This is a genomic window from Bdellovibrio sp. ArHS, assembly GCF_000786105.1.
In the GTDB taxonomy this organism is placed as follows: Bacteria; Bdellovibrionota; Bdellovibrionia; order Bdellovibrionales; family Bdellovibrionaceae; genus Bdellovibrio.
Genome location: NZ_JTEV01000009.1, coordinates 1 through 17,826, shown reverse-complemented (window position 1 = coordinate 17,826; position 17,826 = coordinate 1). Strand labels below are relative to the sequence as shown.

The 17,826-nt window shown below is 46.8% G+C and carries 10 protein-coding genes; 2 read left to right on the top strand and 8 right to left on the bottom strand.

What is annotated here, in order from left to right:
* The first annotated feature begins 180 nt into the window (after positions 1-180).
* Complete coding sequence (locus OM95_RS04365) at positions 181-5,253, top strand: zinc-dependent metalloprotease (protein ID WP_041870730.1); 5,073 nt, start codon at positions 181-183, stop codon at positions 5,251-5,253.
* A gap of 70 nt (positions 5,254-5,323) precedes the next feature.
* Positions 5,324-5,806, top strand: coding sequence for a hypothetical protein (locus tag OM95_RS04360; protein WP_041870728.1), 483 nt, complete (start codon positions 5,324-5,326; stop codon positions 5,804-5,806).
* Between the two features lie 40 nt (positions 5,807-5,846).
* Here OM95_RS04360 and OM95_RS04355 read toward each other — a convergent pair whose 3' ends face one another.
* The 8 genes from OM95_RS04355 to OM95_RS04320 all read right to left on the bottom strand — a co-directional run.
* A complete protein-coding gene (locus OM95_RS04355) occupies positions 5,847-6,641 on the bottom strand; it encodes a PilZ domain-containing protein (RefSeq protein WP_041870726.1) in 795 nt (264 codons plus the stop codon).
* A gap of 49 nt (positions 6,642-6,690) precedes the next feature.
* Positions 6,691-9,771 (bottom strand): UvrD-helicase domain-containing protein, encoded by a 3,081-nt coding sequence (locus tag OM95_RS04350; RefSeq protein ID WP_041870725.1) that lies wholly within the window; start codon positions 9,769-9,771, stop codon positions 6,691-6,693.
* Complete coding sequence (locus OM95_RS04345) at positions 9,747-12,470, bottom strand: PD-(D/E)XK nuclease family protein (RefSeq protein ID WP_041870735.1); 2,724 nt, start codon at positions 12,468-12,470, stop codon at positions 9,747-9,749. The genes OM95_RS04350 and OM95_RS04345 overlap by 25 nt, the downstream gene beginning before the upstream one ends.
* A 7-nt stretch (positions 12,471-12,477) precedes the next feature.
* Positions 12,478-13,596, bottom strand: coding sequence for a hypothetical protein (locus tag OM95_RS04340; RefSeq protein ID WP_041870724.1), 1,119 nt, complete (start codon positions 13,594-13,596; stop codon positions 12,478-12,480).
* Positions 13,593-14,600: a hypothetical protein gene (locus OM95_RS04335; RefSeq protein WP_291515559.1), complete on the bottom strand. Its 1,008-nt coding sequence runs from the start codon at positions 14,598-14,600 to the stop codon at positions 13,593-13,595. Before OM95_RS04335 ends, OM95_RS04340 begins: the two co-directional genes overlap by 4 nt.
* Before the next feature lie 39 nt (positions 14,601-14,639).
* Entirely contained in the window at positions 14,640-15,725 is a 1,086-nt protein-coding gene (locus tag OM95_RS04330) for a hypothetical protein (protein WP_291515558.1), read from the bottom strand.
* 118 nt (positions 15,726-15,843) lie between these two features.
* On the bottom strand, positions 15,844-16,695 hold the full coding sequence (locus OM95_RS04325) for a hypothetical protein (protein ID WP_041870720.1): 852 nt from the start codon (positions 16,693-16,695) through the stop codon (positions 15,844-15,846).
* The coding region (locus OM95_RS04320; protein ID WP_041870718.1) for an esterase-like activity of phytase family protein at positions 16,692-17,826 on the bottom strand (1,135 nt) is incomplete at its 5' end. The genes OM95_RS04320 and OM95_RS04325, both read right to left, overlap by 4 nt.

Below are 17,826 nucleotides of genomic sequence, written 5' to 3'. Positions count from 1 at the left end.
ATTGTCCCCTGTTTAAAATGTCGACGCCTTATTGGGCTGTAATGCATTTTATTCAAACCCACACACGGAAGCCGTGGCACTTTCAGTGCATTTATATCCTCTAAGGAGAGTGTCTTTGTTCTAGGCCCGTATATTCGATATGGCGCCATGAGCAGTGACAATTTAGGAATGGAGAGAAAAATGGCTCACAAACCTCAATATACAAAAGCATTCACGGCTTTGTTGACCTTCGCCCTCGTGGCCGCAGGTTGTACTAAAAAACGTGACGCCGCTTTGCCGGATTCTGAAGCTTTGGAAATCTTTGCGATCTCAGAATTCGCCACCCCTTCCAGCGAGGGTTATAAAGCAGTCGCGAAAGCCAGTGCACGTGAGAAGTCGCTTGTTGAGTCTGCTAGCAACAAGGCTTCAAACGAAAAAGGTTTGGTCGCTATTGAAACCTCAGATTCTGCCATTCCTCAACGTCTGCGCTTTATGTTCGAAAACCTTGAAGTCTCTGGCCAAGAGGCTCAGGATTTCAAAATCGTTTTCGGCGTAGACTCTAAATACGTCACGGCGTACAAACTGACGAATCACATCGACGGTCTGACTCGCCTGGAAAAGCAACTTGCTGTCTCTCCCAGCGAAGTTCAGCTTTCTATTGATTTACAAAAAGCTTCCTCTCCTCAAGCAAAAAAAGAAATCATGAATAAGATGGCGACGGCACAAAAAGCCCGTTCTGCCTCTCTTCTAAGTCGCGCCAACATCAATGTTCTTGTTCCTCTTTTCAAATACGACATCGCGCAAAAGGGTGTCCTAGAAAGAACTAAGAATGAATTGCGCGAAAGCACTTCAACCTTAAAACTTCGCGAAACCGAGTTTCACCAAGCGACTCATATCCGCTTGAACATCACTTCAGATTCTCGTAAAGACGTGGGCAGCATCGATCAAAAAGTGGAGATGGACCAAATCTTCACGATGGAATCTTTGGATAACAAAATCCACAGAGCCGCGGATCTACAAACTCGTTTTAACTTCAATATGAAGTTCGTTGCTGATGACTCTCAGGTGCTTACTAAGCTTGACTCAGACGATATGAAAGTTTACGAGCTCACGACTGTGGGCGCTCTGTCTGACGATGAAAGACGTCTTATCAACACGGGCCGTGCTGCGGGAGAGATCATCCGTTGTTCTGACTCGGGCGTGAACACTGCGGATAAAAACTGTGTTCTTCGCTTGGTTGCGAAGGTTCCAGTAACATATAAAAATGCGCGTCTAGTTCTTGCGGACTCAAAGGAAAACACTTCTAATACGATCGAACTTCAAAAAGTCACTAAAGCTCAATCTCAGGGCTTAGTTGAAATCGCTCGTGAGGTGCGCGCCGAGCGTGCTCGTCCTACCGGCATGATCGATCCGTTAAACACAATCAAGGTGGCAGACCTTTCCGGTGAGTTCTATTTCAGAAGAACTTTTGAAGACGCTTCAAATATGATGTTGATCGGTAAATCCGGCACTAGCGGCGACCTTTCAGTTGTTAAGTTCGAGCTTGAAAAAGACCGTTTGGTTGTGCGCAATCAAAAAGCCTTGATCAGATACGAAGGACAGACAGCCAAAGACAAAGAAGAGTTGATGTCTGTACCAGTGAAGTACTTCAAACTTGAAACTGTTGACGCTGACGGCGTCGCTCTGCATGTTCCTAAATTAATTGATGCGAAAAAAGAAGATGCGGAATACCTTGAAATCGACTGGACGAAAAACACCATCCCGGTTGCCAACTCTCCTTTGGCGTTCTTCGACGCTGGTGATTGCTGGGCGGCTGAGACTTCTCAACAAGTGACAGATATGGATATGCGTTTGAATAACGACGGTATCTTGAACTTCTCACTATCTGGCTCTTATACAGTTAAACCTGGTTGCCACAACGCTCCAACTACGAACAACTACGCTTTGGGTTGGAATGTTCAGTTCAACTACAATGTGATCGAACGTCTTTCCTTCAAAAAACGCACGAACGCAAAAGAAGATGATGCGCAATGGGCACCTAATATTGCTCCGAATGTTCAAAGCTCTTTGAACTTCGCGACTTTCACCATGGGTGAAACAATCACTTCTACAGATGTGCGTCCAGGCCGTGAAAACAGCGAGGCTTATCGTCCCGTAGTTCACGACTTCCGTAACGGCAAAGTGTTGCACTACTGGGTGGGTGGTATTAAAAATGCTCCCGCTGAAAGAAAAGCTCTTATCACTCAAGCGGCCGTAGAGGTTGTTGCAGAGTGGAATGAAGCTTTCCACAAAGCGTTCAAAGGCACAGCCCTTGAACGCTCTGGTGACTATATCGTTCTTCATACAGGTGACGACGACACGGGTCACTTGGGTGACTTGGATCGCAACTACTTGTGGTTCTTCGACCAGCCGACTGAAAACGGTCTTTTGGGTGTGGCACAACCTGCACCAAATCCATACTCTGGAACCATCGTTGCGAACAACGTGATGGTTTACTCTGGAAACTCTGAGATGGAAATCCGTCGTATGATGGAATCCTATAAAGAGTCACGTGAGTATGAAAAACTGCTTGATGAGGCAAAAGCGGAAGCTTTGGCTGAATTCCAAAAACAATTAGCAGCTCAGCAACAACAAGGTTCTTCTGCGGCTAACGAAGGCGCAGCCGGAGCGGCGACGGGTGCCGCGGCAGCAGAAAAAGTTCAGTCCATGACAAAATCTTACGGTTCTTTTGTACAAAAGCTTGTTCTGTCTGCACGCCCTGTGGCACAGACACGCTTTACCTCTAAGTACGCATCGAATCTGGCTGCAAAAAAAGCTGGTAAAGCTCTTCAGGCAAAAGCCTTGAAGGGTCGTAATGTGATCTCTGAAGCAAACGTAACTTCAAGCAAGGACTTCACTCGCAGCGTATTGCAAGCCGCACTTTCGCAAGAGTTGAAAAATGATCCTATGATGATGGAAGCGGTCATCGCTCGTGAGTTGGCTCGCACCGAAAATGGTTTGTCACAACAAATGAAACAGTTGTTGATGAAACAAGCACAAATGAAAGAAATGTCAGCTAAGTTCGACCAACAAGCTAAAAAACGTGGCGGTTGCTTCCTGTACACTCGCAGTGAATACAATGACAAGTTCTTGAACTCCGACTTCAACACTTTGTTTAAGAAAGAAATCAAGGCAACATTGTTACACGAAGTGGGACATGCTTTGGGTCTAGTCCACAACTTCAAAGGTTCTTTCGATAAAGCGAACTTCAACTTTGCCGGTGAAAACACCAACCGCAACTATACATCCATTATGGATTATATCGCGGCTCCGGAAATGGAATACCAAGGTCCTGGTACCTACGACGTGCATGCATTGCGCGCGGCTTACACAGGCCTTGTTGAGTTGAGCGATGATATCAAGGCGATGGTTGCTAAAACTGGTGGCGTCTTGAAAAACCAATCCAACGTGTCTGTGAACACGGTGGGTGGCAAGTTCATCTCTTTCCAAGATGTTAAAAAGATCTTGGGCTTCAGATACTTCTCTGAAATGGCAAGACAAACTGTTGCGGGAACAGGTCTATTGAAGCGCTACGGTCAATGTAACGATATGGAAGTGGGTCTTGAACCAGGCTGTGCTCGTTACGATCAGGGTTCTTCAGCGGTGGAAGTCGTTGCGAACGAAATTCAAAACTACCACAGATCTTACGCGACCTCTTACCATGCCGCTGATCGCTTGAACTTCGGCTGGCCACAAAAGGTTTCTGTGATCCAACGTTCGATTTCAAGATTCGGCACTATCCGCGCTTACCTTGATGACTACTTCAGAATGGTTATCTACCGTACGGCTTTGGATGATGCTGAAATGGCAGACTTCCGTGAAGCTTCACATCTTGGCTACGACTTCTTCCACGAAGTTATTCGTATCCCTGATACAAACTTGAGCTTCGGTACGACGAAAGAAGAAATCAAACAACGTTTGATCCCTGTTCCTTACATGTTAAACGAACCAGTGGTTCAAAACGGCAGACACGTTGTCGATCAAAATGGTCAACCGGTGTTTAAACAAACTCCAGATGTCCGCATCCTTGAAGCACGTCGTGTTTACGATTCGGCTCCAGCTCCTATGAGCGACCGTTTGGATACTTTAGGTATCGGTTACGACAAGCAATTTGCGCTTCAATTCCTTTTGACAGCAAATCCAGCTGCCATGACGGATGATTCGCAAACGGGTTGGATCGGTTACAACGAATTTGAACAATATTTCTTGGGTGTTCAACATGCAGCTCAATCTCAGAACATGTTGACTCTTCTAGAAATCATCTCGGGTTCTTTGAACGCAGGCTTTGTCGACAAATACCACAACTTACAAACAGTGGATTTGCCGGTTAACGTGAACAGAAACCTTCTTGACTCTGCAACTTTGGGTGGCTTGGCTGACACGAATAAATACCGTTACCCTGGTTTGGACACTTTTGCGGAATTCTTCAAAGTTGGTACTTTGAAAGGCGGCCAAAATGCAAAAGACCGTTTGACGGCGGTACGCTTCGGTCAAAGTTCAAAATCTGCGGCAAGCATTAAGTTCTACGCTGCGGACAATGCCATCGGCGCTCAGGTTCTTGTTGAAAAAGCAGCTCGTAAAGGCGTGCTTCTTGAGAATAAAGAGGTTCTGGCACAAGGTATGCTGCAAATGATTCAAGCCGATATGGAGCTAAGTGCGAAAGTAGCTGCGGCGAAGAATGCAGATGAGAAATTGAAAAACAAATCTTTCGCCGACATCGTTGCTTCTTCTGAAGAGTTGAAAGCTGTATCCGCAAAAGGTGATGCTGCGGCGGCGGAACTTGTGAAAACATTGACGGCTTTGAATAAAAATGGCGTCTTGGCTTCTGCCGATGAAATCCAGGCAAATCCAAACTTCGCTTTGGACAAGCAAGTATTGATGTTGAGAAGCATGACTAGCAGATCAATGTCATACTTCACCCAAGTGAAGCCATTGCTTGAGCAGGTACCTCTTGAGCAGTTGGACAACGTATTGCAACAGTTGACGGGCTTGAAATCCGACAACTCAACACTCGCTAAATCTCTTGATTTGCTTGGTTTGGGTCAGGAAGTCTTGATTGAGGCGGTATCTTCCGTCCCTGTGGTTCTTAAGGACCGCGGCGCCATCACGGGTGACGTTGTTATGGGCTTGATGATGGACTCTTCTCCATTGTCAACTTCACAACAAAACTTGATGTATGCGATCGAAGATCTTGCTCGCTTCACAAGCATCTTGAATCCTGAATACGTTCACTAAATAAAACCTTAAGCGCGACCCCGCTCTCTCCTGGGGTCGCGCTTTTTTTTTAAACCGGAGTGCAAAAAAAATGAAAAAGATGATTCTGACGGGACTTATTTTATTGGGAAGTTCTTCTGCATTTGCAGGCATTCAAGACTATATCGGACGCTTTGATTTACAAAAGCAAGAGCTCGAGGATGGTACGTTCTGTTACCAAGGACTTATTATCACAAAGGAAGGACAGGAAATCTCTCTTTTCCGTTCGGATGCGACGGAGTTTGCCATCATTCGCAGCGATCTTAACTCCTCAAGGGAAGTACGCTATTCCCATGGTGAAGCGATGTCGACAACCAAGGGCACGGACTCTGTGACTTTGAAATCAGACGGCAGTCTTCTCTTGCAATTCAGTGGTGTGGAAAGCTTTTTGGGCGTTCCGGCTTCGCGCGTGAAAGATGCGATGGCTTTAAAACTTTCTGATGATAAGAAAACTCTGTTCGCCGTTCGCAAAACAGCGGATGGACTTGCGGGTCTCAGCCGCGGCGAAGCTCGTTGCGTTTATCAGCGTCAATAAGTTGCAATAAAAAAAAGGGATCAATAATGATCCCTTTTTTTTAGGCTTTAGTTCGTGGGAAAAGTCCTTCACCCTTTGTCAGAAGCTTTCTTAACCAAGCCCCAAAACTGTCTTCAGGCCCCGGCAATCTCTCTGCCACAATCTTCCCGTCAGCGTGCAGTTTATCGATCACTCTTTTAACCTGCTTTTGGCTTTCCGTCGTATGTTCAAAACGAACACCCCAGCCTTCATTCCCTGGCCGAGTAACTCGATAAACCACAAGACCTGAGACAACGGTCTCATGATCATCAAACTTCCAATAGACATCAACTTTGTCGCCATCCGCAAGTTCGGGACCGGCCGTCAGGAACAAACCGCCTTGGGAAAGATTTCTGATGAAAGCTTTAACCCCGTTTACTGTGCCTTCCTGATTGAAGTTATAACGAGGTGCTGCTTCCCACCAGCGCATGCGCGGATCAAAGTAGACTTGCTGAACAGAAGGAACGACAAAGTAAGCAACGATTAGTACATCGATCAAAAGTACGATAATTAGAATGACAAGTGTGTCCCAGGTCATGCTGGTCCAATAGCTATAAAGGTTCGAGAGCAACACCACCGCGATGCACCCCAAGTAAGCCCAGTAACTCCAGCGACGGCAGATATAAATAAAGAGACCCGCAAGGACAGGAACTCCGATATACAAAGCCAATAACGGTTTCGGCAGAATCTCGAACCAGTACGTCCACTGTTGAGGGAGAGTACGCCCCGAGCGAATCGCATTTAGAACGAGATTTCCAATGGGAGCGAAAACGTGTAGGAGAGCAAGAACGATCAGAGACCAAGGTTTTCTTTTCATATCTCAAATAATAAGAAAGCCCTGGATGCTAGACAAGGGAAAACAAAGTTCAGGACTCTGACGTCTGCAGATATTCTGAAAGCCGTTTTTCCATTCGTAGGTTCATGTCAGTAAGACTGCGTACATTCTCAACCTTAACGAGTTCTTCCATCGGATAAACGACGACTAGGTTGATATCTTTAACTTTCTCTAAGTACTTCATTCGATAAAGTGCCCAGGCATAAGCTTCCAATTGCTTAAAGGCCGTCTCTGAATACCGTTGCGACCCGGTTTTATAATCCACCATCCACAGCGTGTCGCCGACAATTCCCCATAAATCGATTTGTCCCTGCATCAGCGCCTCTTTAAAACTCAAGGCGAAACCCCACTCGACATGTCCTTTTTCGATGATCTCTAAAAGAGGAATGTCCTTGGTCTGAACCAGAAACTGCAATGGTTTTTTTAGCTCGTCATCGGACACCTTCAACAGATCTTCGTAAGAGGTGTACTTCAAAGCTTCAAATAAACGATGGGCATTGGTTCCCTGCTGCGCTCGCGCCAAGCCCTGCCCCAATGCTCCCACGCGTGGAAGATGGGAGCTTGTCGTTCCCTCTGGAGCCACCAACTCGGTCACCGAAATGTACCGACGTTTGGACTCATTCTCTTCATTTCGCCAGGGCTCCCTTAAAATCTTATGTTCCAAAGATAGCGTCTGCATTCTTTCGGGCTGAAGGTTGTCTACGCGAACGAGGTAAGAGAAGTTTTCCTCCTGATGCAGACCTTCTTCCAGAATCAAAGGACACTGAGCCGCCCAGGATTTTTTTCCGATCTTTTTATCCCAAATCAAAGTGACGCCGGATTTTGCGCGAGTCATCGCAACATAAAGAACCCGATTAAACTCTTCGCTTTCTCTGTGACGAAGCTCTTCCGTGATTTGGTCGGCCAAAATACTTGCAGTCATGGCTTGCGTTTCGTCATTGCGAACTTTCAGTGACCACAGACCATCTTTTTCGCGAATACTTAAAACTGGGGCATGACTGGCGCGCGGATCTTGCCCCATCCCAGGCAAAATAACCTGATCAAACTGAAGGCCTTTGGAGGCATGCACCGTCATGAAGTTCACCCGCTTGGGTTCAATCACGGGCGTCGCATCGGCGTCTTCCCCACCCTCATCGGCCGACAATGTGTCCAAACTAGAATCCAGAAAATCCAAAAAGTTAAATCCCGGTCGTCGCTCTTCCTGACTTAAAAGAGCCACGACTTTCCAAAGATTGGCTTCTCTTCTTCCGCTCGAGTCAATCTTCGCGGAATAATCGAAAAGCCCTAGATCAATCAAAGCTCTTTTAAATGTCCAAGACAGGCCTTTGCTTTCACTTTGTAGAAGCAGCGATTTCAAAATTCGCAAAGGATGATTTTCTTCCTTCTGCTCTAAAGGCTTTTGCGCTTCTTTCCAAAAAGAATGTTTATAGCTGTGACAATAGCTTGCGATCTCACTGTCCGATAAAGCCAGCCAAGGAGATCTTAAAAGAGCCACAAAATTCCCATTATCGTGGGGATTCACTAAAAATTTTAAAATAGCCAACGCATCCAAAACTTCCCGACGCTCATAAAAACCGCTGCCGCTATGAAGCTGCAATGGAACGCCGTACTCTTGCGCCACCTTGGCAATGTCTTCCAAAGTCTTGTGAGTTCTTCCTAAAACACAGATCTGTTCAGGACTGACGCCTTCGGAAAGCAGTTCCTGAACGCGTGCCACCGTCGTCAACACTTCCGCCGAAATGTCGTCCTCATCCGCGGTTTCAGACAATATCACCTGTACCACCGGATTCGCATTGCCCTGTCGGACTTTGTCTGGCGCCGGTGTCATCGCCGCAAATTGTTTGCTGAGTTTGGTAAAGTAATGATTGAAAAACTCCAACACCTCGGGCGAGGAACGGTAATTCGTCAGCTTAACCTGCACATCCCCGTCTTGAGCGCGGACTTCCTCGACCTTCTCTTGAAACACTTCCGAACGAGCACCACGGAAAAGATAGATACTTTGTTGCGGGTCTCCGACGACGAAAAGAGGACGTTCACCAATCAAATGCCGCAGCAACTGCACCTGCACCGGGCTGGTATCCTGATACTCATCCACCATCCAGAAGTCCCACTCTTGAGAAAACTTCACCGCCGCGTCAGGTGAGTCCTGAATCATCTTGTAGGACAGTGTTTCAAGGTCGCTCATGGAAAGCAGTCCTTGTTCCAATTTCGTCTTCATAAAGTCGCGGCAGAAAAAATTTGCCAGCTCATTGAAGAGTTCGCAGTTCTTCTGATGTTTTTCCCAAAATCCAGGGCGATAGCGCGGTTCTGCCAAAAGTTTATCGATGCGTTCCCGCAACTCTTCCAGCTCTTCATGCAAACTTAAGGAAAAAGGCGGCGTGGCTTTGCGAAATTGTGGTTTGGAAGTGTGCTCCCAGAAGTTTTCCAAACGGCTGAAGAATTCTTCCCACGAGGTGACTGTCCAGGAATAACTTGCTAAAGACTGCGCGTACTCCTGCCATTTTTCATTCGAGGTTTCCTGGCTGATCTCCGTGCACACGCGTTTTAGCTTGCCCGCGATATCCTTAACCAGCTTCTCCATTTCCGCCTGCAGATCCCCTTTTTCAATGAAAGTCATGCTCGGGAAAATCACATTTTCAGAGAAATATCTAAGCAGGGCGCCTTCCAAGGTTTGAAAGTCGTATTCTTCCAGAAGCTCCTGCAATGAGGGATTCTCTAAAAGATACTTTCGCATGATTTTGCGCGCGCCTTTGCGAATCTCGGAATCACTCATGATTTTGTAATCAGGAGTCAGGCCGATGCTCGATCCGTAGCGCGATAAAAACAGACTTAAAACACCGTGAATGGTTGATATCTGCACCTGCGATTTGGCACTGACGTAGTGGAAAAGATCCTCTCGGCCCTCTGCCAAAGCTTTGCTTAATAGACGTTCTTTAAGCTCTTGAGTGGCTTTGCGGGTAAATGTCGTCACGACGATGCGCGGAAACTTCCCGTGTTTTTGTTTAAAATCACTCGCGAACTTTAAAAAGGTTTGCGTCAACGTCGTTGTTTTCCCCGCACCGGCACCGGCGCGCAGGATGGTGTTTTTTAGTTCAGATGAGGGGCTCGACATTGTCGCCTCCATTCACAGCCAGAGCAGGTCTTGAAGTCCGCCGGCTTCGCCTGACTTTCACCTTTTTTAATACGATCCAGAGTGCCCATTAAGATGGTGCTGAATTCAGTCAGATAACGCTCTTTGGATTCCGCCGTCGCATTTTTATCCTTCCTTTTGGAAGCCGGATAAAGTCCGCCAGCAAGATCCTCGATTTTAAATCCCTTGCGATCAAAGTTTCTAAAGACGTAGTAGAAAAGACCGATAACTTCGCCACCCACATCTTCCAACAGACCTTTTTCAATCACCCACATGTAAAACAGAAGTTGCAGCTCACGATTTTTGAACCACGAAGAATGAGAAGAGATTCCACCCGTCGAGCTTTTATAATCCAAAACCACCAGTTGGCTGACGCCGTCCCCATCGATGCGATCAATTTGACCGGAAACCCGGAAGCAATTGTCCTTGGGTTCTCGAGAAATTTCTTCAGTGACCGGGTCCAGATAAAACTCAAATCGTTTTTCTCGGGCCAACGTGCGCGTTTTCTTAAACTCGTCTCTCCAGCGTTTCTCAACATCTAAAAATCGTTGCCCTAAGTGGATGTGTTTTCTTTTAAAAGGCTTCCATAAGCGCTCGTCCGCGAAAAGCAGCTTCTTTTCAACTTTGATGTCTTCTAAAACACGGTCGAGTTCATCCACCGTCCAATCAAAGCGCATGGGTTCTGCTGTCAAACGCTCAAACAAGGCGTGAGCCAGTTGTCCTCGCGTACGATGATCCACATCTAAATCAATGTCAGGCAGATCTTTCAATTTAAAATATCTTTGCGCCGCGAAGACAAAAGGACATTCCAGAAAACTTTCCACCGAAGACGCGGAAATTCGCGGCAATTGCGGAACCTGAATGTTTTCTAGTTCGGCTTTGCCCAAATCCTGCTGAATGCGTTTTTCGATAAGGTCCTTGCGGCTATCCACCCAAGGGCGCCCGGTCGGTTCGTCAGAATGCTGAAGCTCGTCCCAACGTGTTTCCTTTGGTAGCGTCAAAGATTCATGATCTCCGGATAAACTCATCCAGAATGTGCAAGGCGAACACAAACTGCCACTTAAATCCGTGGCCCCAAAACAAAAAATATCATGCACACTTTCTGCTTCCGCAAGCAGACGCAACTCGAAATCCAGATCGCTTTGGTCTGGATTATCCAGATAGAACCCGATGTCCTTCGCCAGTTCAAAATAGTCCTGACCCGAAAGCTGGGTTTTATTGCGCCCCCGCAGGGACTCGTCGGTCAGGCCGATGAAAAGACGATACTGGGCTTTCTCACTATGCGCTGACATCAGCTTAGTCACCATGATGCCGCGAGGCTGACCTTTTTCTAAAGTGTACTCTTTAGCGGCAACGATGCTTTCAAGATAGCTCAGCCATTCTTTCCAAATCAATTTCGTGGAACTGACGGCGTTTTGCAGAAGTTCACGCAAAATCACCTGCACGATGTCAGTTTCAGATGAGTTCCAATAAAGCAATGCCTTGGCGACGAACTCGTCGCGACTTAACACTCCCGTTAGATCCAATTGTTCGTTAAAGACCTTATGGACTATTTCGTTACGCGCCAAATCCTCGTTCACATACAGACTTTTAAATAAGGAACGGAATTCCTCATAACGAAGTTCCTGGGATTCTTCTTTATCAAAAAATGAAATTTCAAGGTCAGAGCTGGAAAGGCGTCCACTCTTAGAACGCAGAAGCGCCAACCAGCGCGTCACTGACGGCAGACTTTGCGCTTTGTGGGTGATGTCTTTTTGGACTGGGATGCCTTCTTCCTGCAAATAAGCCTGCAAGACGGGCCAGTAAGTTTCGATGTCCGGAGCGACAATCGCGATAGACTCTGGCGATTTTCCTTCGTTCAACCAATCACGCACCTGCCCCACACTGTGTTTTATTTCCGCCAGCATCCCGGAAAAACGCAAAACGTCTTGGCGCTTTTCCTTCTTTTCTACCGCCGGAAGTGTTTGCACTTTCTGGCTTTGCTGACGCAAATCCTCGTAAGGCTTCAACAGAAAATGAAACTCATTTTTCCAAGTTGGCGATGGCTCCAAAACAATTACGTCTACAGTGCGTGAAAGAACCCGCAGAATCTCGGCCTCAACCCGCGAGATCTCGCCACTTAAATCCACAATCAGAGGTATATTCCAGACGCGCTCAAGTTCATTGAAGTTCTGCAAATACGCTGTGATCCAATCCGCCGTGATCACACGGTGATCCTGCAAGAGTTTTAAAGCACAAAAGCGAGCCCGCAGGTACCAATCACGCCAACGGTTCTTTGATTCGGGATGAGTTTCGAACCATTCCTCTAACCGGGTTGTTCCCTCGGGATGAAAAAGAACCGCCGCCATTTGATCGATGTAAGAAAAAACCGTATCTTCCGCCGATGAATTCACACCCAAAACTTCAGCATTCTCGTCCATAATCGTACGCAGAAGAGAACGTGCAAAAGGATCGCTCACTAAGCGCAAGCCCGGATCCAGACGTTTTAAAAGGATTTTCCAAAGATCACTGGCGCGCAGAACGGACTCATCAACGTATTGACCTTCGCGCGCCAGAATTTTTTGCTGAAGTTCAAATTTTGTGCGCAAGTCAGAAACTAGCCACGATTGGATTCGTGGATCGTAGTTGGCAAAGATCTCAACAATCTGAGATCGACTTTCTAGGGGAATCACTTGCAACATTTACGAATTACCGGCGTTGTTTAAGTTTACGTCTTTTCCCGCCATTATCCGTGAATTTGAAGTTAGCATCAAAGCTTAAATCAATGCTGAGGCTCGCCATATAACGAGTGTCCCCGTCCTGACCTGGATAAAGACCGGTTTCCTCAGTGTAACTTACAGCATCAATATGGAATATAAGAAAATTCACTCCCACACCATAACTGAGATAGCCTTGATTATATCCGGCGCGTAAGTCGATCAACGGCAATGAAATTTCTGTTCCGACGTGAAGCTTTTTGCCAAGTTCAATATCGGGCTCCAGCAAGTGTCGACCTTCGAGGCCGATCACCCAGTCCAGACCAGGTAAATCCAAACCAACGCCCGCACCAAAGACCAAGTTCTGCTCAATGTGCACAGGAGCATCATCGCCGTCCGTTTTTTTGAACGCGGTGTTGCCCACGTCTTGCCACACCAGAGTCAAAGTCGGCTTAAGAATAGGCAAGGGAATTTCATGCAAAAGCGCGATATCCGTTCCGTAACCTTGTCCTTTATTACTAAATCTGTTGCCGATATCAGACAAATTACTGACATTAGAAATATCACTCACACTCAGCTCTTGAGTAGAGCCCCCTTGACGAGTGATGCGTTTTAAATTCATGCCGAAGTAGGTCGTCGGCCCCACAGCAAAGGCCGTCCCTAAGTACACCGCCTGATCACTGCGGAAATATGTTTCAAACTGGGGAAGCGCGGGATTATGAAGCTCGGCATTCACTTCGGAATCATAAAGATATCCGGCAGAAATCAGTGGCAAAGAAACCGCCACTTTGCCCACACCTTGCGCCCACAGTTTCTTGCCGTAAAACTGATTGAAAGTAGAGGGATCATTCGCGTCGATATTCTGAAAATCACTGATGCTTTCCACGAGGGTTTTATTGGCTCCTGCCATCAAATCAATCAGCTTAATATCAATGGCAGCGGCTCGCTTTAAAGCGGCGGGATTTACAAATAAAGCATCGGAGTCATTCACAAAAGGAACGAGTACGCCGCCCATTCCTCGGGCGCGAATAGAACGCGTCGTCTCGCCTAAGGATTGCGCTTCAGCGTTAACAGAAAAAATTAAGACCAAAGCCAGGAACCAAAAATTCATGGACTATCCAATCCGGGGCAACAAGCGATGGTGACGGCTACCTTAGGAGGACTTTGCGCATCCATAGCAAATTTTATATCCGCGATGTCGCAGGAAGAGGCCATACCCACCCCCATCGTGGTGCTGGCAATCATGCGTCTGAAGATACGGCGCATTTTATCCGAAACTGCAGTGGTATCCGTGTTCAAGCAGTTCACGGGATCGGCGACATCCGACGGCAATCCCAACTGAAACCAGGTTGGAGGATCCGCATGTCCCAAAGAAGCCCAAGTGACGCCACCAGGAATTGATGGAATCAAAGTCTGCGGCGTCGTTTTATCCAAAGTAGGGATCGCTGTTTCACAAAGAGTTTTCGCAGAGGCGAAAGCATCCCCGGCACTGCCCCCAGAAATCTGCTCCCCAAGCTCAGAAAGGTTTTCAAAGACCAGCCCCAGCCCAGTGATAATTCTATTCATGTCCGCATCAGAAAGTCTTCCTGCCGTGTCGGCAATCGCACATGAATCGGCGCCCGCATCTACAAGCCCATCTCCAAGGCCTGAGGACTCGGTGTCGAACTTCGCGTGCAAGGTCGTCGCCATTCTTGTCAGACCCAAAATAGCCGCAAAAGCGTTTTGCTGAGACGTTCTTTGCGCGGGGGCTGCGCCGATACCTTGAAGAACTGAAATGGCATTGTCGCACGAAGCGACATCGACCACTCGGTTCGCATACAGTTGTAATACGAATTCAAACATTTTTGTCGAGCTGACATTTTTCAGACTGTCGATAAGATCAAAAAAGGAAATTCCGCACTTGCCGCCATAGGCATACATCAGTGTAGTCTTCACATCGTTCCGGGCCTGATAATCGGCGGAAATTTTTGTCGTTAATATTTCAATCGCTGCGTCCCATTCGAAATTATCAATTTTTGTTTTCGCATCAAGATGATAGGCGGCATCTGATTCTGTGTTGGAATACTCAGTCAACACATTCGGCTGCCCACAAGAGGTCGTCAGCAATAGACTCATGAAAATAATTATTATATTTCTAATCTTCATGCCTCATCCTTAAAACCGGTAAGCAAACTTCACAGTGTAGCGTCTGTCTTCTTTCGGTTCAGCCACAGTACCAACTTCTTCGCCGTAAGATGCAAGCTGCCACTGAAAGTGTTCAGACGAATACTCCATACCTGCCGTCCAATATCTTTGATTATACCCGCCACGGAAAAAGAACACATCTCCGAAGTTCAATTCGAATCCGCCGTGAATCAATTTGGCCTTATCTTCTTCATCGCCTGATGTTAATAAGCCACGATACTCAACCGTCCATGAAGATCGAATGTAATTGGTGTGAATCGGAAAGAGAGCCGCCGCCACGTCGATATCCTGTTTTATCAAATTGGGACGATTCGCTGTGTCCAATCGGACACCACTGGCTTGATCAAAACTGGTGCCTCCTACGTCGCGCACAACAGCCGTCACCGTAGGAAGATACTTCCAAGGAGCCGCCAAGATCAAACCGACATCCGTCGAAAGACCGACACCTTCACTGGCAATAGAGTCATAATCCAAAGGACCCGAGGCGCTCAAGGCGGTATCATCAACTTCGATACGACTGATTAACTTGGTGTTGAATCCCAACTTGACCCGTCCATCGAAAAACCGAAAGTTGAATCCCAAAATGAAGGCGACGTCGTTGCGATAGTAGGTGTCAATGGTGGTACCATCTCCTGACATCTCGGCATCCAATAAATAGTTACCATAAAGACCCAAACCAAAATTCCTTCCCACGAAAGAAGGAAATACCTGCATCTTGGCGTGATGGTAAGAACTGCGTTTTTTATCTAAGGCCGGAGCGACATCTTGCAATGAAAACGGATTCGAAAAGGACTGTTCCGTATAGAAGCCCGGCACGTTGTAACCCAGCTCAATTTCCGGATCGATGATCGTTCCATAGAAATCTCTGAGTTTGCCTAAAGCGGCGGGATTTACAATCAAGGCTGTTTCGTCATTAGTTACGGCAATACAGGCGCCGCCCATAGCTTGACAACGAACTCCGGAATAAAAACTGCGACGCTCTCGCGCATTCACTTCAAAAGCAAACGCCATCAATACAAAAATTTGCAAGAGCGCGGTCCACAAAATCCTTTTCATAGATACCTCGCTAAAATCACGTGGAATATATCAAAGGACTTATCGGACTAAAGGGGCCTCATATTGAGACAAGAAGGGAAAATAAGGTCTAAGGTCGGGCAAGGAGGTCTCTTCTGGTTTAAAAGCCAAGAAGAGTCCTAATCCGGCCCAGACGTTTCAATGTTTCGGCTTGGGGTTTGGTGCGAACCGGGCCCAGATCTTCCGGCTGAAGACCCTGCTCTTTCATAAACTCGCAAATAGAATGAACAAAGTGTTCCTGGCTCATTTCATCAGAAAGCTGGAACTCAATTTCGTACTTCTTTTGAATAAAGCTGCTTCCAACATAGTCTTCCCCTTGCGTGATCGAAATCTCAAGATTTCCCCAGCCCAGATCTTTGAGGACCGTCCACTTCACTTTCTTGGTCAAATGACTGGCCGTAAAATACCAACGATCCCCAGTGGGCACTGCTAACAATTTGTCCAACAAAGGTAATTTCAGCGCAATAATCTGACTATGAAGCTTGTGCACATCGTGAACTGCTTTAGTCAAATCCGGGCCGTTTAAGGCATCCAACTGCTGAATCACGGCGTGAGTAAATTTGTCGCGGTCGCCAGAATTGAGCTTCAATTCTCCCACAGCCTTTTCTTTTACTTTAAAAGCCCAACCTTCGGCACACACAGATGGCAGAATCGAAATTTTTGTATTCGCCTGCAAAACTGCTTTGCTGTTTGTCACCTTCAGACGAAATTTATACATCTCTGGATTCGGAATAAGCAAAAAATTCGCACCGTCATAGATGTCCGCATAATAGTCCGTGCGATCTTCACCTTTAAACGGATATTTTTGCAGAATTTTTAAAGCCGCAGACTCCTGCAAATTAAAACCGGCCTCTACCTGATTCTTTATACTTCCGTCTTTGGCCTGCGCTAAAGAGGCCACCAGACCGATGGAAATTACCAACCCGAAAAGCGAAAGACATCCTCTTTTCATTTCTTGCCTTCTTCCTTTTTAATCACAAAAAGATAATTCTGAGCGCGCACCTCGGAATCATGAACACCGAAGTCATTGTCATTAACGACATAGATGAAGCCTTCGGGGTCCACGCTCAAGCCCTCTAGTTTTTCGAAATCCTGGAGACCTTTTTCCGTTAAGTTCAAAACTTCATTTTTTTCGACAGGTTTTGTTTTGGGGGGAATCTTAAAATCTTCGGAGGCTAACGCCTCTTTGACCACGTTCGTGGCTGGCGTGCGGTCGATCGCAAAAACTCGTTGCCAGGCTTTTTTGCCGACCTTGCCGTTCTGCTCAAGAACCCAAATGCGACCATCCAGACCTAAAGTAGCCGCTCCGATCTTTCCGCCCTCTTTACTTAGACTGTAAAAATAGACGCCGACGGTTTTTTCCTGAACGGGATCAAATTCCAGAATAGGAGCCAAGTCCTTATCCAAATGGGGTACGCCACTTTGTAAGAAAACCAAAAGTGTTTTCTGAGGTGTAAACACCAGGGCTTCAAACCCTCGGTTCAATTTTCTTTTCGCATAGAAAGAAGGAAGCTCCTGAATCCCCGTACGCTCTGTCGAAGAGCCTTTCGGAAGCCAGCGCTTTTGCACCACACCTGCACTGTTCACTTTTAACAGTGACGGACCATACTCTTCGCTCACCCAAAAATTCTTTTGCTCGTCCAGCGCCAGCCCTTCCGGGTCCAAACCGATGGCATCAAAATTCAAGACAGTCCCTTTAGAATCCGTCGGTGTTTCGTCGGCGCCCGTTTTGTTACTCAGAGGGTTCACGTTGGGCAGGCCGGTAATTAAAATGGGTTCAGGCTTTAATGTGACTTTCACCTTCAGCCCGATACTTTGCACCAGTTCCACTCGCTTATTTTTAAACTCAAATTTTAAAATCTGCGGATTGTAAGCGGGATGCAAAAAAGCTCTTTCCGGGGTCTTCTTACCCCCTTTTTCTTTGCCATTGGGCCCGCGGTCCGTCACAGAATAAAAGATCTTCTTGTCCTTGTTGGACTCAGCCGCTGAATAAACCAAATCCGAAAGTCCTCCAAGAAGAACTTGCCCCTCGCTATTGGCAAACAGGGGCTTTTCCGAATGGATGAGAATTTTTTCGGCGGGG